This window comes from Tenacibaculum halocynthiae, from assembly GCF_964512825.1.
Classification (GTDB): Bacteria; Bacteroidota; Bacteroidia; order Flavobacteriales; family Flavobacteriaceae; genus Polaribacter; species Polaribacter halocynthiae.
Genome location: NZ_CAZELG010000042.1, coordinates 1 through 21984 on the forward strand (window position 1 = coordinate 1; position 21984 = coordinate 21984).

General features: G+C 31.1%; 15 protein-coding genes and 1 pseudogene. 9 read left to right on the forward strand and 7 right to left on the reverse strand.

The window, feature by feature from the left end:
• From ACKTTQ_RS15860 to ACKTTQ_RS15870, 3 genes and pseudogenes are all read right to left on the reverse strand, one after another.
• Positions 1-5595 (reverse strand): annotated as a pseudogene (locus ACKTTQ_RS15860) (hypothetical protein); the annotation flags it as partial.
• A 49-nt stretch (positions 5596-5644) separates the two neighbouring features.
• Positions 5645-7492, reverse strand: a complete 1848-nt coding sequence (locus ACKTTQ_RS15865; protein WP_093870835.1) for a PorP/SprF family type IX secretion system membrane protein — start codon at positions 7490-7492, stop codon at positions 5645-5647.
• Between the two features lie 6 nt (positions 7493-7498).
• Positions 7499-9724, reverse strand: a complete 2226-nt coding sequence (locus ACKTTQ_RS15870) for an Ig-like domain-containing protein (RefSeq protein ID WP_408049776.1) — start codon at positions 9722-9724, stop codon at positions 7499-7501.
• A 176-nt stretch (positions 9725-9900) separates the two neighbouring features.
• Here ACKTTQ_RS15870 and porQ point away from each other — a divergent pair, with 176 nt between their 5' ends.
• Together porQ and cmk are read left to right on the forward strand one after the other, a co-directional pair.
• Entirely contained in the window at positions 9901-10950 is a 1050-nt protein-coding gene (gene porQ / locus ACKTTQ_RS15875; protein WP_408049777.1) for a type IX secretion system protein PorQ, read from the forward strand.
• 39 nt (positions 10951-10989) lie between these two features.
• The gene (gene cmk, locus ACKTTQ_RS15880; protein ID WP_299136175.1) at positions 10990-11679 is read left to right on the forward strand and encodes a (d)CMP kinase; all 690 of its coding nucleotides are present in this window, start codon (positions 10990-10992) and stop codon (positions 11677-11679) included.
• Positions 11680-11895: 216 nt separating this feature from the next.
• Here the strand turns inward: cmk and ACKTTQ_RS15885 are convergent, their stop codons facing one another.
• Entirely contained in the window at positions 11896-12936 is a 1041-nt protein-coding gene (locus tag ACKTTQ_RS15885) for an RluA family pseudouridine synthase (protein WP_408049820.1), read from the reverse strand.
• Positions 12937-12953: 17 nt separating this feature from the next.
• Entirely contained in the window at positions 12954-13529 is a 576-nt protein-coding gene (locus tag ACKTTQ_RS15890; protein WP_408049778.1) for a PASTA domain-containing protein, read from the reverse strand.
• A gap of 114 nt (positions 13530-13643) precedes the next feature.
• Between ACKTTQ_RS15890 and ACKTTQ_RS15895 the strand changes: the two genes are divergently transcribed.
• The 3 genes from ACKTTQ_RS15895 to ACKTTQ_RS15905 are packed head-to-tail and all read left to right on the forward strand — an operon-like array spanning position 13644 to position 16877.
• On the forward strand, positions 13644-14618 hold the full coding sequence (locus ACKTTQ_RS15895) for a D-alanine--D-alanine ligase (RefSeq protein ID WP_093870830.1): 975 nt from the start codon (positions 13644-13646) through the stop codon (positions 14616-14618).
• A gap of 54 nt (positions 14619-14672) precedes the next feature.
• Complete coding sequence (gene coaD / locus ACKTTQ_RS15900) at positions 14673-15125, forward strand: pantetheine-phosphate adenylyltransferase (RefSeq protein ID WP_093870829.1); 453 nt, start codon at positions 14673-14675, stop codon at positions 15123-15125.
• Between the two features lie 3 nt (positions 15126-15128).
• Complete coding sequence (locus ACKTTQ_RS15905) at positions 15129-16877, forward strand: M14 family metallopeptidase (RefSeq protein ID WP_408049779.1); 1749 nt, start codon at positions 15129-15131, stop codon at positions 16875-16877.
• 37 nt (positions 16878-16914) lie between these two features.
• Here ACKTTQ_RS15905 and ACKTTQ_RS15910 read toward each other — a convergent pair whose 3' ends face one another.
• Entirely contained in the window at positions 16915-18090 is a 1176-nt protein-coding gene (locus ACKTTQ_RS15910; RefSeq protein ID WP_093870827.1) for a GlmU family protein, read from the reverse strand.
• An 88-nt stretch (positions 18091-18178) separates the two neighbouring features.
• Positions 18179-18964: a choice-of-anchor V domain-containing protein gene (locus ACKTTQ_RS15915; RefSeq protein ID WP_093870826.1), complete on the reverse strand. Its 786-nt coding sequence runs from the start codon at positions 18962-18964 to the stop codon at positions 18179-18181.
• Positions 18965-19136: 172 nt separating this feature from the next.
• On the opposite strand from ACKTTQ_RS15915, the gene ACKTTQ_RS15920 reads away from it, so the two are divergent.
• The 4 genes from ACKTTQ_RS15920 (at position 19137) to miaA (ending at position 21889) form a co-directional block, all read left to right on the forward strand.
• Positions 19137-19526: a 6-phosphogluconate dehydrogenase gene (locus tag ACKTTQ_RS15920; protein ID WP_093870825.1), complete on the forward strand. Its 390-nt coding sequence runs from the start codon at positions 19137-19139 to the stop codon at positions 19524-19526.
• Positions 19507-20061 (forward strand): acyl-CoA thioesterase, encoded by a 555-nt coding sequence (locus ACKTTQ_RS15925; RefSeq protein WP_093870824.1) that lies wholly within the window; start codon positions 19507-19509, stop codon positions 20059-20061. The genes ACKTTQ_RS15920 and ACKTTQ_RS15925 overlap by 20 nt, the downstream gene beginning before the upstream one ends.
• A 107-nt stretch (positions 20062-20168) precedes the next feature.
• Positions 20169-20987 carry an ion transporter gene (locus ACKTTQ_RS15930; protein WP_408049780.1) on the forward strand — a complete coding sequence of 273 codons (819 nt, stop codon included), beginning with the start codon at positions 20169-20171 and terminating at the stop codon, positions 20985-20987.
• Positions 20987-21889 (forward strand): tRNA (adenosine(37)-N6)-dimethylallyltransferase MiaA, encoded by a 903-nt coding sequence (gene miaA / locus ACKTTQ_RS15935; protein ID WP_093870822.1) that lies wholly within the window; start codon positions 20987-20989, stop codon positions 21887-21889. The genes ACKTTQ_RS15930 and miaA overlap by 1 nt, the downstream gene beginning before the upstream one ends.
• Positions 21890-21984 lie beyond the last annotated feature (95 nt).

A 21984-nucleotide genomic window follows, 5' to 3' on the forward strand; every position in this document is an offset into this window, starting at 1 on the left:
ATATAAAATGGTACTTCCACTTTGAGTCGTATTAGTTCCATTGAAGTTTATTGTATATGGTGCAATACCATCTGAAATACTTACATTAATACTTCCGGTTCCTCCATTACAACTTATTTGGGTTGCTGTGGTGGTAAATGATGGATTTGTAGTTTGTCCTACATTTATCGTTGAACTATAGCTACATCCTGATCCATCTAAAATAAAGAAATCATAATCTCCTGAAGTAGTGATTGGGAAAGTTGCTGTTCCTAAATAACTTGGAGTAGCTCCACTTCCAGTTGCTATTACTGCATACGTATAAGTTCCATCTCCTCCTTGTGGTGTGATTGTTAAACTTCCATCATTACATGTAACATTCGTTGTAGCTGCTGTTCCGGTTAACTGACCATTGATGGTTATACTTTGTTGAACACCATTACAACCAGCTCCATCTACTACGTCAACTGTATATGTTCCTGCACTTAACCCACTAAAAGTATACGTATTAGAGGTAGTTGGTGTTGGAGTTTGTGCTGACCCACCATTTAAAATAAATTGGTAATCACCATTTCCATCATTTACTGTTATATCTATTTGTCCGTTACTTCCATTAAAACATGTCGTTGGTACTGCTGTAAAATCTATTGTTCTAGGAGGATTAACATTAACTGTAACAGGTGTACATCCTACCTTATTAATGGCAATGTCAACATTATCTATAAAGTTACCTACAGATAAACTACCTGTTGCGGTAGAAACTGCTTCGAAAGCTATAATTGTTGTTGTTTGTCCAGCAGGAACTGTATATGTACCTGAATAAGAACCCCAAGCAGATGTTCCGTCACTCATTGTTTCTTGAACTCCTGCTGTTGCTAAATCGCCACCAATTCTAACGGTAGCAACATCAGTACCAGCTCTTCCTCTATGATCAACAGACCATGTAATAACATCTCCTGGTTTTGTACAATATTCTTGATATAAAGAAGAACTGACATTTGCATTTAATTCTAAGAAATATTCTCCTTCAGAAGCTGGTACTCCATTGAAACCAGACCTCCATATTTCAATTCTATTATCAGAAGCAGTTGTATCCCAACCAGGTACATCATCTTCATTTACTATTCTATATGTTGAAATTGTAAATGGATGCGTTTCAAAACCTCCGTTTTGGAAAGGATCTACTGAACAACCACATTCATCACAGTTTCTACTGTCTCTTACATTTGCTATATAAGGTGTTGCACTTGGAGGTACATTTGGAAAAACTGGTGATGATTGCCATGTTGCAAAACCATCTATACTATATTCATAAGGTGGTACACCTCCAACAGCTGTAAAAGTTAATGTTGCCCCAGCTCCAACACATGAAGGTGGATTATCAACTGAAGCTGTTAATGTTAATGCTGGTGGTTCATTTACAGTAGCAGAACCTAAATCTACTTGACAATTTACTACACCATCATTTTCACGAATGAAAATATTGTATGAACCATTAGCTAAACCTACTATTTTATAAGGATTGTCTACTGCTTCTCTCCATGTTGTTCCTCCATCAGTAGAATATTCATAACTAGCTCCTGTGAAGTTTTCTGCAAATATAGTAATAGATCCATTATCACTTCCATGACAAACACTATCAGCACTTCCTAATATACTTCCTCTAAACTCCTGGTTTGAAGCTACATTAACGACTACATTTCTTGGACAAGCTCGCGGTGCAGTAACAGTAATTGTATGTGCTCCTGTAGCGACATTATTGAAAACATTACTTGTTTGAGCAGTTCCTCCATCCAAACTATAACTATAGGTTAATGTTGGTGTTGCTGGTGGTGTTAATGTTATATTACCTGTTCCATCACAGTTATAAGCTACACTGTTTGTGAATACTGGTATTACTGGTAATGGATCAATGGTTATGCTTGGTAATGTTAAAACACAATTATTTGAATCACGTACTGTTATAGCATAAGTACCTTCAGTTAAATTGTTATAAACTAAATCAGTATTGTAAACTCCATTAATACCGTAAGTAAAAGTTGGAGTACCTCCAGTTGCTGCTACAAAAGTTATTTGTCCAAAAGTAGTACATGTGTAATCCTGTGTTAAACTTGCAGAACTAACAATAGGTGTTTTATCTTCAATTTGAACATTAGCAATGGAATATGTACATAAATATGAAGGCTTAGAAGCTCTAATATCTATGGTATATGTGTTAACAGCTAACCCTGTAAAATTACCTGAAGTATCCCAATTTGAACCTCCATCAATACTATACTCAACTAAATATCCTTGATTACTACCATTAACTGAAACATTAATAGAACCATCTACTTGACCTGTACAAGAAATATCTGTTGCAGTATGATTAAATGCTAAAGGAGCTTCAACAGAAATAGTTATTGGATTAGAAATCGTGTAACAATTATTACTATCAATAATTACAAATCTGTACGTTCCTTCATTTCCATTTGTTACAGAATAAGTATTTGATGAAAAATAAGCACCAGCAGGAATATCTGAAATTGCAGTATATAAATCTGTTCCTTTATCTGTCCATACTGCATAACTATATTGACTACCCGTAGTTAAAGTTCCTCCACTTCCTGATAAAGTAATAATTCCATCAGAAGATCCTCCTGTACAGGAAATGTTTTTTGTATTAGCAGCTGTAAGTGTTAAATCTGGAGCCTGATTTATAGTAACATTTTCAGTTATTGAACAATCTGCAGTTGTAACTCTTACTTGATATGCTCCTCCAGTTGTTACATCAAATGTATAATCATTACTATTTATTGGGCCTTGTGTTCCAATTGTAGTAGCTCCTTGTAATAATGTATAGGTATATTGACCTGGTACATTATTAACTTGTACTCTAATTTTCCCTATATCACCAGAACAAACTATATGTGTAGGTGTTACATCAATAGTTATATCATTATTTTGAATATTTATTGGTCCAAAATCATAAGTACAAGAAGCTGCTGTAGGATTATTTATACGTATTTGTAAATTATAATCTCCTGCATTAGTTAATCCTGAGAATGTATTTGAATTTTGAAATCCTACATCATAACCAGAAGGTCCTGTTAATCTATACTGATATCCAGCTGGTATTCCATTAATAACTATTTGACCATCATTACCACACGTTATATCTTGCTTAATAATATCTGGTGTTAATGTTGCCTTGAATACATTGAAATAATATGTATTAGGACACCTTCCATCATATAGTACATCTACACGATATTCTCCTTCATCAGCTATACTTTGATTAAATGCTGAACCTATTTCATTCCAAGTACAACTTGTATTTACGTTTGCACAACCAACTGTTGTAACATCAGGACAAGAAGTTTCATCTAATTTATACCATTTAACTGTTGTAGCTGAAGCAGGATCAAATGGTAAATTTATACTTCTAGAGCTACCTGTACCACATAAAAATATTTCAGCTAAATCTGAACCATCATTAGGACATGTTAACATTCTGTCTGCAAATGGAATTAATGGATTTGGTTCAGAATTATAAGGAATAACATTAATAGTTTCAGTTGCATCTATACAACCAACTGGTGCTGTTTTTCTTACAGTATATGTTCCTGTTGCTGTAACTACAATAGATTGCGTAGTTCCAATTATTGTACCTCCAGCATCTCTCCACTCATAGGAAGCAAATCCACTACCTGCAGTTAAAGTTAAATTAGCACCACATAAAATCTCATCTCTTTCAAAAGTACATCCACTAGTATCAGCAAGAAAATTTGAAGTTCCTACTACTCCAAAATTACAGGCATCTATTCCTGCAAAACTTGGTTCATTAAGTGTTCTTGGTGTACCTCCTCTATCACTATCGTAATTTGCAAAAGCCTGATTCTCAATACGATTAGAACAAACATCTCTTAATTGATTACAATCTGAAACTACTTGAACTTTAAATCGAATATCATATTTTGCGCCATTTTCTTCTACCATACTATCTGGTATATTAATGGTAATTTTTCCTCTAAAACCATTAGCTAAAGCTGGTGGTTCATATTGAAATTGAGTAGGATCATTACGATCTATACCTGCTGGTAAAGTAATATCAGCAACAATTAAATCAACATTTTTAGGTAAAATATCAACAAACTCCGTATTTAAAGCATTATCTGTACCTACATTCTGGAAACTAACGTTATACCATAATTCAGCTCCTAATGCTAATGAAGTACCAGAAATATCATTTCCTGCAGAATCTTCTATCGTTTTAATCATTTGAATTTTTGGTTCAATGATTTCTATAGACATTGCATTTAAAAATGGCCAATATACATCTCCACTTGTGGTAAATCTTACATCAGCAGTGGTATCTCCATTTCCTATTATACTATTACTTGGATTCGTACTTCCACTTATACTTAAAATATCTACATCAAACCCTAATGTATTAGTACTTGATGGAGTTCTTGTAGTTGTAATGGCAGCATTTCTTGAGATACTTCCGTTAAAAAAGTTATTTGCTGGATTTACAGCGTTAGAAATATCTACATATGTATTTGTATTATCTTCTATTTGAAACTGATCTCCTCCAATTCCATCATCTCCTTCTAAAGCTCCTACAATAAATTCAGCTCTTACTGGACCTGCAGGAATTGTTTTAAAACCGCTATAGGTTACATCTACATCATTTGAACCGTCAATAGTTTGAAAACCATCAAAAATAGAAATATTTTTACTAGACTCATTTTGGTTTTCATAAATGATTACCATTGTCCAACCACCTGCACCTCCTAATCCATTAGTATCAGTACCAGTTACCGCCTTAATATCAGCAGCATAATAATCTCCGTTTGCATTCGCCTGAGCAGCAACCTCAGTAGTAATATCTTTAAAACATACGTAAGGCTTTTGTGTAGCAGAACCATCATCATAAATTACTTCTCCAGTTACAGTTTCATAATCCCCACTTGGTAATTTAAATTTAATTGTATTAAAACTACTACTTCTTGTCTCCTGTCCTGCCCAGGTTTCATAGGGATAAATTGCAGCCCAATATAATCCAGCATAAACAACTCTAGAACAACTTGGTAAAGTTAAAGTTGATTTACTAGATGAAAAAGTAATCCCACTTCCTGTAATTCCATCAGCATCATCAACATCAATGTACTGCATGTTTTGCTGTCCATTGTTTAAATTATTAATATTAGAATAGTAATTAATGCCACAACCATCCGTAGATGTTAATGCATATAAAGTTAGTGCACTTGGAAAATTATCATTAGCATCTAAAGTAGTTCCTGAAACCGTATAGGTATAGTCTCTATACCAAAAACCGCAAGCCGCATTCCAAATCCAACTTCTACGAGAACTTCTTGTATATGTAGTTACATACTCTCTATTTACAATACTATTAGCTATAAACGTCATGTTACCTCTAACATTGACACCTCCAGCAGCTAACCTTTGTGTAAATGCTTTATCTGGTCGAAGCCTAACAGCACTTTCTTTAAGAATAACTTTTTTTCTATTATTTTCTATGTAATTACTAACTCTTTTCGCATTCTTATCTTGAGAATACGAGTTAGTTATAAAGCTAATGAAAGCTATTAATATTAATACTATTTTTTTCATGGATTCAGGGGAGAATTTAATATTTAGCTAGTATTGTATTGTACTTATTTTATTTAATATTTATGATAGATATTGGGTCATAAAAAGAACCATTTAAATTATTCTCATATAATTTAATCACTTCACTTCTACTACTTGTTTTTAATATATATATATGCCTGTAGCCTGTTGTAGGATTCACAAAATAATTTGCATCTATGTTATCACTACGTAATTCATCAACAAACCTATCAGCAAAGGCTTTTTTAGAGAAAACACCTATTTGTAAATAGAAACCTTCTTCTAAACCTCCTACTTTTTTCATTCTTAACACCCTTGCTTTTGGTCTTGATTTAGGTTCTTTATAACTCTCAGGTTTTACATCATCACCAAGTGTTATTTTAAAAACATACACTGCATCTTTTGCTGTCTTTGTTCCTAGGCCTGCTAATTCACCTTTACTATTACTTTCAAAAAGAGTATTCTCTTTAAACTCGTCTTTTCTTTCTTCTGCATCTTTCTTTTTAGCAAATCTATCTACATACATATAGTAATGCTTTGTTTTTGGGTCAAAAACATACCTTATTTTTAAATCTGCTTTTTCAAAAATTTTCTTTTTTTCTTTTACATATGCATCCGCATTCTCTTTCTTTCTAAACCTATCTGTTACAATATAATACATTGTTCCACCACCACCTGTACGAGTTACTGTTTTTTCTCTCCATGGTGTATTTTTTCTCCTTCTTAAAGAAGTGTCCTTTTCATCAGAAGATGTTGCTGTTGAATCTTTAGCTTTATTTTCTTCTCTAATTACATCAACAATTTTCGGTTTATTATTAAGTAACCTTAAAATTTCATCTACTTTTTTATTTAACTTACTAATAGAGTCATATGCTTCTTGAATTTCATCCGATAAATCGTTATGTTCTTCATTTTTATACTCTTGCTTAGGCTTTCTTTCAGGTAATTTAATACTAACACTCCCTGTTCTTCTCACTGGTCTTCTTCTGCTAAACTTCTTTTCTCCGAAATTATAAATAATTCCAACTTCATTAGTTGCTGCAAAATCTCCTTTTTCATAAGAGAATCCTATTGATAATTTATCCGATAAATTAACACCAGCTCCAGCAGATATACCATATTGCTTATCATAACCTGCTTTTAACCAACCCATTTTAGGCAAATCAAGAATTACATTTCCTCCAAAACCAAAAGAACCATTACCTGGTTTTCTTGCTAATGCTAATACTCGTAAATCAGCTCCTTCAAAAATTCCACTAGCATATGTAAACTCATGAGAATACATTGCATGACCAGAAAATGTTTTTTCTGAAAATGACGTAGCTAATTCATTACTTTTTAAATTAAAATCTAATAAATTCTCAAAAAACACTCCTACATCAAATTTTCCAAACGAAACAGTTACTGCTGGTTGAAAATTAACAATTGGAATATCTTGAAAATTACTTAATGCAGGATCAGGAACTTGAGAGTTTACTTTTAAACCATCAGCACTCCTTCGACTGTATAATACGTTAAATCCAAATGTTAAATCTAAATTTTCATTCATTTGAATTCTTTGTGCATAATTTGCAATAGCACCAAAATCTTTAAAAACACCTATTTCTTGTTGATAAACAGCTAAACCTCCACCAACATTCTCTCTCATTTTTCCAGAATAGCTTAACAAATATAATTTAGGGTTATCTTCAAAAGACACATTACTGTTTCTAACAATAGCACTCATTGAAGTTTTATTTTCTCTTAACGCAGAAAAAGTTGGTACCGTTAAAAAGCGGTTAAACTTCATAAAACTACGAGAAGTGAAACTATTGTATATTTCAGCGTTATTAGACACTTGTGAAAACACACAAGAGCTAATGAACATTAATATAAAAATAGTGTTTCTTTTAATCATATACTTTTAATCTAAAACAGAGATACTACCCGCTTTAATAAGCTTGTCATCTCTAATTATTTTATAATAAAAAATTCGTTGATTACCTAAATCTTCAGAAGGCCAATCGTTTTTATATTCTTTTGTCATCAATACTTCCTTACCATCAGAACTATAAATAGCTATCGTTACAGATGGTTGAAATGCATATCTATTAGATAATTCCCAGGTATCATTAATACCATCAACTGTATTTGGAGACACAATATTTGGTACAATAATTTGATCATCTTGTTCAACTACTTCTACTGTTTTTCTTACTTCACAACTATCAACAGTTGCTATTAATGTATAAAAACCTGCTTGAGTTACACTAACAATGTTTGTTGACGATAATGGGTCTCCATTACTATCTACCCATTGATACGTATTTGCTCCTTCACCTCTAATTGTTGTTGGCTGTCCTGTTAATAATACTATTTTTCCAGAAGGCCCTATTTCATTCCCTGAGCTATCATATAAAAGTACCGCTGAATCATCAAAAGGCACCACATTTATCGGTGCTAAGTCCTTTACACAGTCAAAGCCTGAAATTTGAAGTTTATACTCACCTGTTTCGATTATTTCTAAAGTTTTAGGATCCGCAACTGTTAACTCTACAGAATCTTTAAACCATTTATAAGTAAATCCGGTTACAATATCAGAAACGGTAAGTGTAATTGTTCCTCCAGGACACAATGAATTTGATGCAGAAGTTGAAGCTATAGCTGGGCTTGCAATTGTTAGTTTAACATCTAATTTATTCGACTTATTACTAAGCCCTACACCTGAACTTACCTCTAAATCAAATACTCCATTATCTAAATAAGAATCAACTGCATATTCATTTAATGTTTTACCTGTTTGCAAAACATCATCTTTATACCATTGGTAGGTTAATATTGCTATTTGTTCAGGTGTTAAATCATATTCAACATCATCAGAACCAGTAGCTTTTATACTTGCTATTGTTAATACCGTTTTATCACTATCACACTCTACATAATCATCTGCAGTTTTTATTACAGTATTTATAGATTTTGTGGTTAATAACGTAAACTTATCAGATTCAACAGAAAAAGGACAACTCCCTGAACTATCAGTAGCTACAGCGTGATAAACACCTGCCTCAGTAGCATTAATTTTCAATCCAGTTTTACCAGGTAAAAGTGCTCCATCTTTATACCATTGCACTGTTACAGGTGTAGATGATGGCTCTATTGTAATTTCCAACAATCTTGTTTGAGTAGGTAACCAAACTGCAGTCTGTTCTCCTACTAAAGTTATCCTAAAAGTTGCTGCTGTTTTTTGTTTTAACTCAACATTTTGTGATTTAGATATACATCCATTTGCTTCAATTTCTAATCTATAAATACCAAACTGCCCAGTATTAGGTGTTGTATAAGTACTGGTATTAGATGTTGACACTAATACATCATCTTTATACCATCTATAGGTAAGCGCACTGTTATTTGTTGTAGCTTCAAAAGTATGGGTTTCATCTGCACAAATTTCAACTGGTGTACTTCCTTTTATCTGTGCATCTGCTGTACTAATTCGAACAACATTAATTAAAATAGAATTCACTCTACCACATTTTCCATAATCTACTCTTGCTTCATACGTTCCAGCTTCTGTAACCGTTATTTTAGGTTCAGTAGTAGTATCAACTAAAATAGTTCTATCTCTATACCATTGGTAAACCCCTTCTTTATCTGTGTTCAATTTCAATTCTAATGAACCCGAACCACAGATAAAGTCTGTTGTTATATTTCCATTTATTGATAAACTTCCTTCAACCATATCATACGCTTCAAAAGCATCTGACTCTGGCCCAGTCATTTCTGGTGATGTTGACACCATTCTTACCTTATACCCTGTTCCATAAGTATCTTTGGGCACTCGAAATGAAGTTCTTATTTTAAGAAAGTTAGTATTCTGACCTACAATGGCAGCAGAAGCTCTATTATCAGTAGTATTTGAAGGAAAGACCCCATTTTGATCAGAAATCTGAACAAAGAACTGATTATCTGCATTAAAAGGTGTAGTTGTAAACTGAAAATCTATAGAAAAATCTTTAGTTGTAGCGTTGCTACATGCCGAGCTAAATTTTAGCTCAGGTTTTAACAAGACCTGTGAAAACAAGCCTGCCGTGTAACATAACAACCATATTACTAAAAGTATTTTTACGCTTTTAGCTATTTTTTCACTCATTTAAGGGATATTTAGGGGGTGCCAAATTTAAACATTTTTTGATAAAAACAATCAAAAAAATAAATTTTACACCATGGAAAGTTAAAAAATATAAATCACTTTTACAAGAAAAGATGCTACAGCTATGAAATAATAAATATTTTTTACGTTTTTTGTAGTAACGTTTATATTTACTTGTGAATAAATCAATATATCTTTTTTTCTTACTAATTTTCAGTAATTATGTACATTCTCAAACTGGTGGTGAAAACATTTATGGTTTTCTAAACACTCCTACCTTTGCTCGTCAAGTAGCTTTAGGAGGTAAAATTTTAACATTTATTGATGATGTAAACCAACCTAGCTGGAACCCTGCCACTATTAGTAATAGTCTTCATAAACAGCTTTCTGTAAATTATACAAGTTACTTAACAGGAATAAATATAGGATCTGTTTCTTATGCCTATGAAATCAACAAACATTTTGAGACTCTTCATGGAAACATAAAATACGTTAATTATGGTGAAATTATAAGAGCTGATGAAGAAGGAAATGAACAAGGTTCTTTTAGCGCCAATGACATTGCTATTTCTATAGGGTACGCTAAAAACATTCCAAGAAGTGATTTTTATTATGGAGCTAATTTGAAATTAATTTACTCTTCTATAGATTCTTTTTCTTCAAGCGGTATTGCTGTTGACTTTGGAATCACCTATTACAGCGCTAACAATCCTTTTATCATAGCATTAGTAGCAAGAAATATAGGTACGCAAATAACATCTTTTAATGGTACTCGTGAAAAACTACCTTTTGAAGTAATTTTAGGCGCTTCTTATAAATTAGAAAAAGTACCTCTACGATGGTACCTCACCCTAGACAACCTTCAAAAATGGAAAGTTGGAGTTTCAAACCCTACAAATCAAACTACTAATTTAGAAGGCAATACTACACAAGAAAGTATCTCTTTTTTAGACAATGCTTTTAGACATGTTATTGTTGGTACAGAATTATTTCCTGATAGTGCCATAAACATACGTGTGGGTTATAATTTTAGAAGAAATAAAGAACTACAATTACAAAATGTACGTTCATTTGGTGGTTTATCTTTTGGTTTTGGTTTAAAGATGAACAAACTAAAGTTTAACTACGCATATTCTAAGTTTCATTCAGCTTCAAACGTAAGCACTTTCAGCTTACAAATTGATCTTGACAAGCGCCCAAAAGGAAAAAATCCTACTCGATATTAGAATATCTAACGTATCTTTGTTGTTCTTAATTCTTTTACTATGACAAAAAAAATTACCATAGCTATAGATGGCTTTTCATCTACAGGAAAAAGCACCATCGCAAAACAATTAGCAAAACAATTAGGTTATATTTATGTTGATACTGGAGCTATGTATAGAGCCGTTACATTATACGCTATGCAACAAAATTATATTTCAGAAACACATTTTAACACTGATGATTTAATAAGTGATTTAAGCAATATTTCTCTTTCTTTTGGCTTTAATGAAGAAATGGGTTTTGCTGAAATGTTTTTAAATAAAAAGAACGTTGAGAAAGAAATAAGAACTCTTGAAGTTTCAAAACTAGTAAGTAAAATTTCTACAATTTCGGAAGTAAGAAAAAAACTAGTTAGTGAACAACAAGAAATGGGTAAAAATAAAGGTGTTGTAATGGATGGTCGTGATATTGGAACTGTTGTTTTCCCTAATGCAGAATTAAAATTATTTATGACTGCCTCTGCAGATAAGCGCGCTAAAAGACGTTATAAAGAACTTATAGATAGAGGTGATAAGGTTAACTACGAAGAGATATTACAAAATGTAGAAGAAAGAGACCGTATAGACTCTACCCGAGAAGATTCTCCTTTAATATTAGCAGATGATGCTATTGAATTTGATAACTCAAACATGGGATTAAAAGATCAATTTAACAGGATTATGAGCTTGGTTAATACAGCTATAGAATAATACAATATATCAATACTATTTATTTGTTTTTACTTATCGACAAGTGATCTCTCAGAATTAATTATTTGTACACAAATACGTATTAAATTTAAATACTCAATTCTCAGAAGGGTTAACAAAAAACTAAATCTACTGATAAACAGTATCATACTAAAAAACCAGTTTTATACAAAACTGGTTTTCAAATACTTTAACTTTATTATAAAAAAGATCTTTTTATAAATCTTCTTCAAATTTAGTATGCGTAGAATATGTTCTCCACTTTTCTATACATTCAGCAATATCTTTAGGTACTTCTGAATCAAATTTTAAAAACTCTCCAGTAGTTGGATGCGTAAACCCTAGTGTTTTTGCATGTAATGCTTGCCTTGGCAAAACTTTAAAACAATTATCTACAAACTGTTTGTATTTTGTAAATGTTGTTCCTTTTAATATTTTATCACCACCATAACGTTCGTCATTAAAAAGTGTATGGCCTATATATTTAAAATGTGCTCTAATTTGATGTGTTCTTCCAGTTTCTAATTTACATTGTACTAAAGTAACATAAGTCAAACGTTCTAAAACTTTAAAATGTGTTATTGCTGGTTTACCAAATTCACCATCTGGAAAAACAGCCATTTGTAATCTGTTTTTTAAACTTCTTCCTATATTACCTTCAATAGTTCCTTCATCTTCTTCTATATTTCCCCAAACTAAAGCATAATATAAACGTTCTGTAGTCCTGTCAAAAAACTGTTTAGATAAATGCGTCATAGCAAACTCAGTTTTTGCAACTACCAATAAACCACTAGTATCTTTATCTATTCTATGAACTAAACCTGGACGCTCACTACTGTTTGTAGGTAAATTTTCAATATGATGTATTAATCCATTAACCAAAGTACCTGAATAGTTTCCATGACCAGGATGAACAACCATTCCTGGTTCTTTATTGACAACAATTACCTGATCATCTTCATATACTATATTTAAGGGTATATCTTCAGCAACTAATAAGTTCTCTGCTGGTGGATACGATAGTACTACCCTAACTATATCTTTTGGTTTGATCTTATAGTTGGATTTAACCACTAAATCATTCACTAAAATATTCCCCGCTTTTGCCGCTTGTTGAATTTTATTACGCGTAGCATTTTCTATAAAATTCATTAAAAACTTATCTACTCTTAATGGAATTTGCCCATCATTTGCTACAAATTTATAATGTTCGTATAAATCGTCGTTTTCTAAATCTGGAGTTGTATCTTCCTGCATCAATCTAATCTATAATATTAATTACCATCACCCAAAATTAAATCTATTGTAGATTGTTTTGGTAACTTAGTTTTTGGTTCAATTTTGTTTCCTTTATACTTTAATCCTCTTACTACATCTTTACCCAAATCTCGAACCCAAGTAACATCTTTTCCAACTTTAAAACCAATAGATCTTAAATGTGTTGTTGCTTGCCTACGAGTACGTCCATTTAAATCTGGTATTTCAACATCACGATATTTTGAAGGATTCAATGTTAAATATATTTTTCTTCCTTCTTTTACAAAATCACCGGCTTCAGGATTTTGCTCTAACACTGCCTTTTTAGGATAATTAGGATTATAAGTAGCACTGTCAATAACTACGTAATCTAAATTAAGTTCATTCAACTTAGTTTCAACATTTGTTAATGATAACTTAGCTAAATTAGGCACTTCGATTTTTTGATTATGATTAGTAGTAATACCTAACCACCATTGCAATAGGAATATTAAAACAACAACACTCAAAATTGCAATTCCTAATTGCATAAAAAAGCTTTTACTTTTAATAAACTCAAATAAACCTTTAATACGTTCTGAAAATTTACTCATATTGATTTTTTGTAAGATGATACAAATTTACTGTAAAATTTATTACTAATTTAAAATTCAACAACTCTTAAACGAGTTTTTTTGGTAAGTTTGTATAAATAACTCAGATTATTCATGAAAAAAAATATAGCTATTGTTATGGGAGGGTATTCCTCAGAGGTAAATATATCCTTACAAAGCGGTGCAGTTGTTTACAAACATCTTAATAAAGAAAAATACAATACATATAAAGTTCATATCTTATCTAACAAATGGGTAGTTGTTGATGCTGATGAAACTGAATATCCTATAGATAAAAATGACTTTTCATTTACAAAAAACACTACTAAAATTACTTTTGATTGTGTTTTTAATGCAATACATGGAAACCCTGGAGAAAATGGTAGTCTTTTAGCATATTTTGATCTTATACAAATGAAGCACACCTCTGCTCCTTTCTACCAAATGGCTTTAACATTTAATAAAAGAGATAGCTTAAGTGTTGTAAAACATTATGGTATCCCTACTGCTAAATCAGTATATATTAATCAAGGAGATACATTTTCTACGGATGATATTATTCAAAAAGTAGGACTTCCTTGCTTTGTAAAACCAAACAATGCAGGTTCTAGTTTTGGTATTTCAAAAGTACACTCTATTGAAAAACTTATTCCTGCAATAGAAAAAGCATACAAAGAAGATTCTGAAATTTTAATTGAAAGTTTTTTAGATGGAACTGAAGTTTCTGTAGGAGTTATTCAATATAAAGGAGAAACAACAGTTTTACCAATTACCGAAATAGTTTCTGAAAATGACTTTTTTGACTATGAAGCAAAGTACCTAGGTAAATCAAAAGAAATTACACCAGCACGATTAACAGAACAACAAGAAGCCAAAGTAAGAGAAATAGCTAAAAAAGCATATGAAATATTAAATATGAGTGGTTTTTCTAGATCTGAATATATCTTGGTAAATGATGAACCTCATTTTTTAGAAATGAATACCGTACCTGGTTTAACAGAGGCTAGTATTTTACCGCAACAGGCAAATGAAGTAGGAATATCGTTAAGTGAGTTATTTGAAAATGCTATTGAAATGGCTATCAAATAATAAATATACGCAATACAGTTTTTAATAAGATATAAATCAAGAATTACAAAATATATGAAGAAAGCTATTTTTCCAGGATCGTTTGACCCTATTACATTAGGCCATGTTGATATTATTGAACGTGGAGTTACCTTATTTGATGAGCTAGTTATTGCTATTGGTATAAATTCAGATAAAAAATACATGTTTTCCTTAGAAGAACGTAAACGTTTTATTGAAGAAACATTTAAACATGAACCAAAAATTAAAGTAGTTACTTATAGCGGATTAACTGTTAACTTTTGTAAAGAAGTTAATGCGCAGTTTATTTTAAGAGGTTTACGTAACCCTGCTGATTTTGAATTTGAAAAAGCTATAGCACATACTAATCGTAAACTTTCTGAAATCGAAACAGTTTTCTTATTAACCTCATCTGGAAAGAGCTACATATCATCGTCAATTGTTCGTGATGTTATAAGAAATGATGGTGATTACACTGGACTAGTACCTGATGCTGTAAAAATTTAAATCATGAAAAAACTATCGCTACTACTACTATTCATATTTTTAAATTCTTGTAAAGAAGCCATAAAATTTGAAAAGAAAAACTTCACAACATTATTTGAAAAATCTAACGGTACCGAGACTCCTGAATACAATGATGTAATTTCTTTTTATAAAAACTTAGCTGATTCCTACAGCGAAATTTCACTATTTGAAATAGGTGAAACAGATTCTGGAAAACCACTACATTTAGCTGTTTTTAATAACGATGGTAAAATCGATTTAAAAAGTTTAAAAAAATCTTCAAAAAATAGAATTTTAATCAACAATGGTATTCATCCAGGTGAATCAGATGGGATTGACGCTTCCATGATGTTATTAAGAGATATTGTTCAAAATGATTCTTTAAAAAAAGCATATAATAACTCTTTAATCTGTGTTATACCAATATATAATATTGGTGGATCTCTTAATAGAAACTCACACACTAGAGCTAATCAAAACGGTCCTAAAGAATACGGTTTTAGAGGTAATGCCAGGAATTTTGACTTAAATAGAGACTTCATAAAACAAGATACTAAAAACGCAGCAGCTTTTGCAACTATTTTCCACTCAGTAAATCCAGATATTTTTATTGACAACCATGTAAGTAATGGTGCCGATTATCAATATGCAATTACCCATTTATTTACACAACACAATAAGTTAGGTGGAAACCTTGGTGTTTTTTTAGAAAAAGAAATGCGTCCGCATATTGAAAAATCTTTGGCTAAAAAACAAATCCCTATTACTCCTTATGTAAATGTATGGGGAAACACTCCAGAGAAAGGCTGGTCTCAATTTTTCGATTCTCCAAGATATTCAACAGGATATACTACTTTATTTAACACTCTAGGGTTAATGGTAGAAACTCACATGTTAAAACCCTATAAAGTTCGTGTTGAGCAAACCTATGAACTATTACTTTCTACATTAGATTTTTCAGAAAAAGAATCATCGAGAATTAAAACCCTACGAAAAAGAAACCTTAAAGAGTTACTAACTCAGAAAACATATCCAATTACTTTCAAAGTAGACAAAAACAATCCTAGTACTTTAAATTTTAAAGGCTATGAAGGTATTTATATTAATAGTGAAGTAACCAATGGAAAACGCTTGTTTTATGATAAATCTAAACCTTACAATAAAAAAATATCTTATTACAACAACTTTAATACAACAAAAGAAATAACAATCCCAAAAGCTTATATCATACAGCAAGGTTGGCATAAAGTAATTGAAAGGCTTAAAAACAATAAAATAGTATTCACACACTTTAAAAATGACACAACCCTAACTGTCGAGACTCAACATATAGCTAATTTCAATACTAGAAAATCAGCTTATGAAGGACATTATTTACACTATAATACTACGGTAAAGAAAGCAACTAAAACTATTAAATTCAGAAAAGGTGATATTTACATTTCAACACAACAAAAAGGAATACGATACATTATTGAAACTCTAGAAGCTGAAGCTACTGATTCTTTTTTTAACTGGAATTTTTTTGATACTATTTTACAACAAAAAGAAGGTTTCTCTAGCTATGTTTTTGAAAATATTGCAGTCCAATTTTTGAAAGAAAACCCCGTAGTTAAAAAAGAGTTAGAAGAAAAAATAAAAGTAGATGATGGCTTTGCTAAAAACCCATATGCGCAATTGTATTTTGTCTACAAAAAAACGCCGCATTATGAACAAGCTCATCTAAAACTTCCTATTTATAAAATTTTTTAAACATAATAACCCCCTCAAAAAACTGAGGGGGTTATTTTTAATAATTTCTATATTGTTTAGTTTCTTCGAAAACATGCTCAAGAATTTTTCTTTCTTGATCATCAAATTCTATATGCCTTCTTTTCATTACTACCTCAGCAACTTCAAAAACTTTATTTGTCTTATACTCTGTAAAGCCTGATGCTCCTCCCCAACTATATGATGGTACAAAATTACGAGGAAAACCACTACCAAAAATATTAGCAGACACTCCTATTACTGTACCTGTATTAAACATTGTATTGATACCACATTTAGAATGATCTCCCATCATTAGGCCACAAAACTGCAACCCAGTTTTAGCAAATCTACCTGTTTCATAATTCCATAATTTAACCTCAGCATAATTATTTTTTAAATTAGAATTATTGGTATCTGCTCCTAAATTACACCACTCACCTAGTACTGAATTACCTAAATAACCTTCATGACCTTTACTTGAATACCCAAAAAGCACTGAGTTGTTCACCTCTCCTCCTACTTTACAATATGGACCTAATGTAGTAGCTCCATATATTTTTGCTCCCATTTTTAAAACAGAGTTTTCACACATTGCTAATCCTCCTCTAATAACACAACCTTCCATTATTTCTGCATTCCTACCTATGTAAATAGGTCCATTAGTTGCATTTAAAGTAGCAAAAGTTAACTTAGCTCCTTCCTCTAAGAAAATATCTTCTTTGTTTATACAATTAACTGTTTCTGGAATTGGTTCAGACTCTCGTCCTTCTGTTATTAAATCGAAATCAGCTTTTATCGCTTTCGCATTTAATGAAAAAATATCCCAAGTATTTTTAATTTGTAATACTTCTCCTTCAAACTCTATAGCTTCATATCTTGAAAAATCAACTTCTTCTTGTGTATCCGTAGTATAAAAAGCTATTACATCTTCATCTTTAAATATTGCTTGATTCGGCTTTAAACCTTTAATATTTTCAATCAATATTTCTGTTGGTAAAAAAGAAGCATTAATTAATACATTTTCTTCCATTTCAACCATTGGGTACTTCTCTTCTAAATACTCTTCAGTAACTGTAGTGGTTGTACCCCCTAAAAAGTTCTCCCATTTCTCTCTAATAGTCAAAATACCAACTCTTAAGTCAGCTACAGGTTTAGTGTATGTAAATGGTAATAAAGCATTTCGTACATCACCATCAAATAAAATATAATTCATTATTCTTATTTTTGAAGATGAACAAACTTACAATAAAAAACCGATTGTAAAAATTACAATCGGTTAGAAAAATAGTCCTTTATTTTCGTTATTTTTTTATAAAATGTTTTACTCCTAATTTATCTTCAGAAATTATTTTTAATAAGTACATTCCTATTGGTAGCTCTTCAATATTAACTTCTTTTTGAAGTAAAGATACATTCTCCGATTTCAATAATTTTCCAGTATAGTCATATACCTGTACCTTAGCTTCTCTTGTGTCTGAAGGTAAATCTATCTTTACAACATTTCCTACCGGATTAGGATACATTTTAAAGTTTAATAATTTTGCATCATCTACACCTAAAGAAGGTGTTGATCCTGATTTACCTGTAAATGTAGCATCTCCACCAGTATTTCCATTTCCATTACCAGATATTGAGGCTGCATAAAAAGTTACTTTTCCTTGATCGCTAGAAGGCGATGTCCATTTCACACTCCATGTACTTTGACTATTACCTGAACTAGTGTGAGTTGCTCTAGAATTACTGTTAACTGCTTTTGTATCTGCACCGCCAGCTGCAAAAGTCCCTATTTTAGAATTATCCGAATCTTTTTCTGCTGTTACTTGAAATCCATTTCTAGTTCCTCCTCCTGAGTTTGTAACAGTTATATTGTATTCTGTATTAAACTCATACCCAGTTACTGGTATATCTGTTGTTACCGACAAGTTTGCAGCTGTTGCTGTACCCGCATGACAAGTAGTACAATTATTATTTGAATCTCCTGGAGAGCTTGAAAAAGCACTATCCCTTCCTCCTGAAAAAGAAATAAACATAAAGCCTAATAAAGGAATTAAAAATAGTGTTAATTTAAAAAAGTAGTCTTTCCTCATAATTATTGGATTTTTAATATTTAGTTTAAGTCGTTAGTAATATACGTTAATTACAATTAATTTATTATCAATCATTAAATTAATACATAAAAACATTATTTATACGACAGTTCCAATACAAAAAACCCTACCTATAGTTTTTATATTTATCTTTACATCATAAAATATATTTATGAAGAAAATACTTGCTTTAATATTAATTATAATAACATTAATTGCTGGATTATACTATGCATTTATATACTTTGTTCCTTATAGTGAAGGTGTACGTTCAGGTGAACTTATAAAAATTAGTTATAAAGGTATTGCTATAAAAACATGGGAGGGCGAAATTAGTCAAGGAATATCTGGAGCACAAATTTTTGCTTTTTCTGTAGAAGACAGAAATGAGAAAGTAATTAAAGACTTACAAAAATACCAAGGTCGATATGTAAAAGTACATTACACTGAACGTTTTAGTACTTTTTTTTGGTTAGGAGATACTAAATATTTCATCACAAAGGTAGAAGAAGAACAATCGCCACATTTTAGAGGAGTTACAAATGACACAAAAGAAAAATAATTTTAAAAATGTAGAAGAAACTCGTATTACGATTTCTGAACTTATGCTTCCTTCACACGCTAATTTTAGTGGTAAAATACATGGAGGTTATATTCTAAATTTAATGGATCAAATTGCTTTTGCTTGTGCTTCAAAACATTCAGGTACTTATTGTGTAACTGCTTCTGTTGATACAGTTGATTTTTTAAATCCAATAGAGGTGGGTGAACTGGTAACAATGAAAGCTTCAATTAATTATGTAGGGAAAACCTCAATGGTTGTAGGAATTCGTGTAGAATCTGAAAATATTCAAACAGGGAAAGTTAACCACTGTAATTCTTCTTATTTTACTATGGTTTCTAAAAACGAAGATGGCCAAGGGATTTCTGTTCCTGGAATTATTATTAATGACGATATTGAAATGAGACGTTTTTTAAAGGCAATTAAACGTATTGAAATGAAAAAAAATCGACAAGAGGAATTTGACAGTGATCATTTTACACCCAATAATTATATTAAAGATTTAGAAGCTTATAACGTAAAAATAGATTTATAATCTACCAATATTTAAATTGTTATTCTCTCTTCTAACAACTACAAAATTTGGCTACACAAATTCAAAAACATACTTTTGCTATACTATTAAATAAATAAAAATCATTTTTGAAAAAGCAACCACAAAATTGGAAAGACAAACTTCATGAAGTTATTTATGAAGCTGACACGCGTGGTGGTAAGTTTTTTGATATTATTTTATTAATCGCTATTTTATCTTCTGTGCTTTTTGTTATGTTAGAAAGTGTTGATGATATTCAATTAAAATATGGTAACATCTTAAATGTTGGAGAATGGGTTTTAACCATTCTTTTCTCCATAGAATATATTCTTAGAATAATCTCAATAAAAAAACCATCAAAATACATTTTTAGCTTTTATGGTATTATTGATTTCTTATCAACTATTCCTAAATATCTTTCTATATTTTTTATAGGAACCCATAGTTTAGTTGCTTTAAGAGCACTACGTTTATTACGTATTTTTAGAATTTTAAAACTAGCTCGATTTATTGGAGAGTCAAATAATTTTATAAAAGCATTAAAAGCAAGTAGAGCTAAGATAGCGGTGTTTCTTTTTTTTGTACTTATTTTATGTATGATTCTTGGTACAATTATGTACTTAATAGAAGGAGGTGAAAATGGTTTTACAAGCATTCCTAGAAGTGTTTATTGGGCTGTAGTAACATTAACCACAGTTGGTTATGGAGATATTGCTCCCCACACTCCTTTTGGTCAATTTGTTGCGAGTATTATTATGGTATTAGGATATGGAATTATTGCTGTGCCTACAGGTATTGTTACTTCTGAAATGACTAAAATTTTTGATGTAAACCTAAACACTCAATCGTGCCCGAATTGTTCTCATGGAGACCATAATGATGATGCCATATACTGTAATCATTGTGGTAGTAAATTACACAATTAATGACAAATACTCTAATTACTATTGTTGGCGCAACCGCTATAGGTAAAACTGCTTTAAGTATTAAACTAGCACAGCACTTTGGTTGTGATATTATTTCATGCGACTCTCGTCAATTTTATAAAGAAATGAAAATTGGAACTGCAGTTCCTGATGACAATGAACTTGCATCTGCGCCTCATCATTTTATTCAAAACAGAAGCATTTTTGAAGATTATAATGTAGGTCAGTTTGAAAAAGAGGCATTAGCTAAACTAGATACACTTTTTAAGAAAAAACCTATTCAAATAATGGTTGGTGGTAGTGGTTTATACGTAGACGCTGTTTTAAAAGGCTTAGACTATTTTCCTGATGTTGATCCACAAATTAGAATAGATTTAACACAACAATTAGAAGAAAAAGGAATTGAACACCTTCAACAACAATTAGAAAAACTAGATATTGAAGCATTTAACACCATAGCTATAGACAATCCTCACAGATTAACTCGTGCTTTAGAAATTTGTATTGGCACTAACAAAACATATTCTTCTTTTAAAAACAAACCTAAAACACTTCGTAATTTTAAAAGTATTAAAATAGGTTTAACAGCTGATAGAGAAATCATGTACAACCGTATAAACAAACGTGTTGACATTATGATGAATTCTGGATTACTTGAAGAAGCAAAAAGTTTATATCAACATAAACATTTAAACGCATTGCAAACAGTTGGTTATAGAGAATTATTCTCTTCCTTTGATGGTGATTTTCCTTTAAGTTTTGCGGTAGAGGAAATTAAAAAAAATACGCGAAGATTTGCTAAACGCCAAGGAACTTGGTTTAGAAAAGATCCAAATATTAATTGGTTTGATTTTAAAGAAAATCATTTAACAATCATAAATAAAATTGATTCTTTTTTATAAAAAAGCATCTTGTTTTTTTCTACATCTCATATTAATTATTATTTTGGCGCTTTAATTCCTTATTAAGTTACGCTTGTTCTCAAATTTGTATTTCT

Bases quoted from the DNA above. Each gene is read 5' to 3' on its own strand.
- ACKTTQ_RS15865 (WP_093870835.1), bottom strand. From the start codon at position 7,492: ATGATTAAAAGAAACACTATTTTTATATTAATGTTCATTAGCTCTTGT.
- ACKTTQ_RS15870 (WP_408049776.1), bottom strand. From the start codon at position 9,724: ATGAGTGAAAAAATAGCTAAAAGCGTAAAAATACTTTTAGTAATATGG.
- cmk (WP_299136175.1), top strand. From the start codon at position 10,990: ATGACAAAAAAAATTACCATAGCTATAGATGGCTTTTCATCTACAGGA.
- ACKTTQ_RS15885 (WP_408049820.1), bottom strand. From the start codon at position 12,936: ATGCAGGAAGATACAACTCCAGATTTAGAAAACGACGATTTATACGAA.
- ACKTTQ_RS15890 (WP_408049778.1), bottom strand. From the start codon at position 13,529: ATGAGTAAATTTTCAGAACGTATTAAAGGTTTATTTGAGTTTATTAAA.
- ACKTTQ_RS15895 (WP_093870830.1), top strand. From the start codon at position 13,644: ATGAAAAAAAATATAGCTATTGTTATGGGAGGGTATTCCTCAGAGGTA.
- coaD (WP_093870829.1), top strand. From the start codon at position 14,673: ATGAAGAAAGCTATTTTTCCAGGATCGTTTGACCCTATTACATTAGGC.
- ACKTTQ_RS15905 (WP_408049779.1), top strand. From the start codon at position 15,129: ATGAAAAAACTATCGCTACTACTACTATTCATATTTTTAAATTCTTGT.
- ACKTTQ_RS15910 (WP_093870827.1), bottom strand. From the start codon at position 18,090: ATGAATTATATTTTATTTGATGGTGATGTACGAAATGCTTTATTACCA.
- ACKTTQ_RS15915 (WP_093870826.1), bottom strand. From the start codon at position 18,964: ATGAGGAAAGACTACTTTTTTAAATTAACACTATTTTTAATTCCTTTA.
- ACKTTQ_RS15920 (WP_093870825.1), top strand. From the start codon at position 19,137: ATGAAGAAAATACTTGCTTTAATATTAATTATAATAACATTAATTGCT.
- ACKTTQ_RS15925 (WP_093870824.1), top strand. From the start codon at position 19,507: ATGACACAAAAGAAAAATAATTTTAAAAATGTAGAAGAAACTCGTATT.
- miaA (WP_093870822.1), top strand. From the start codon at position 20,987: ATGACAAATACTCTAATTACTATTGTTGGCGCAACCGCTATAGGTAAA.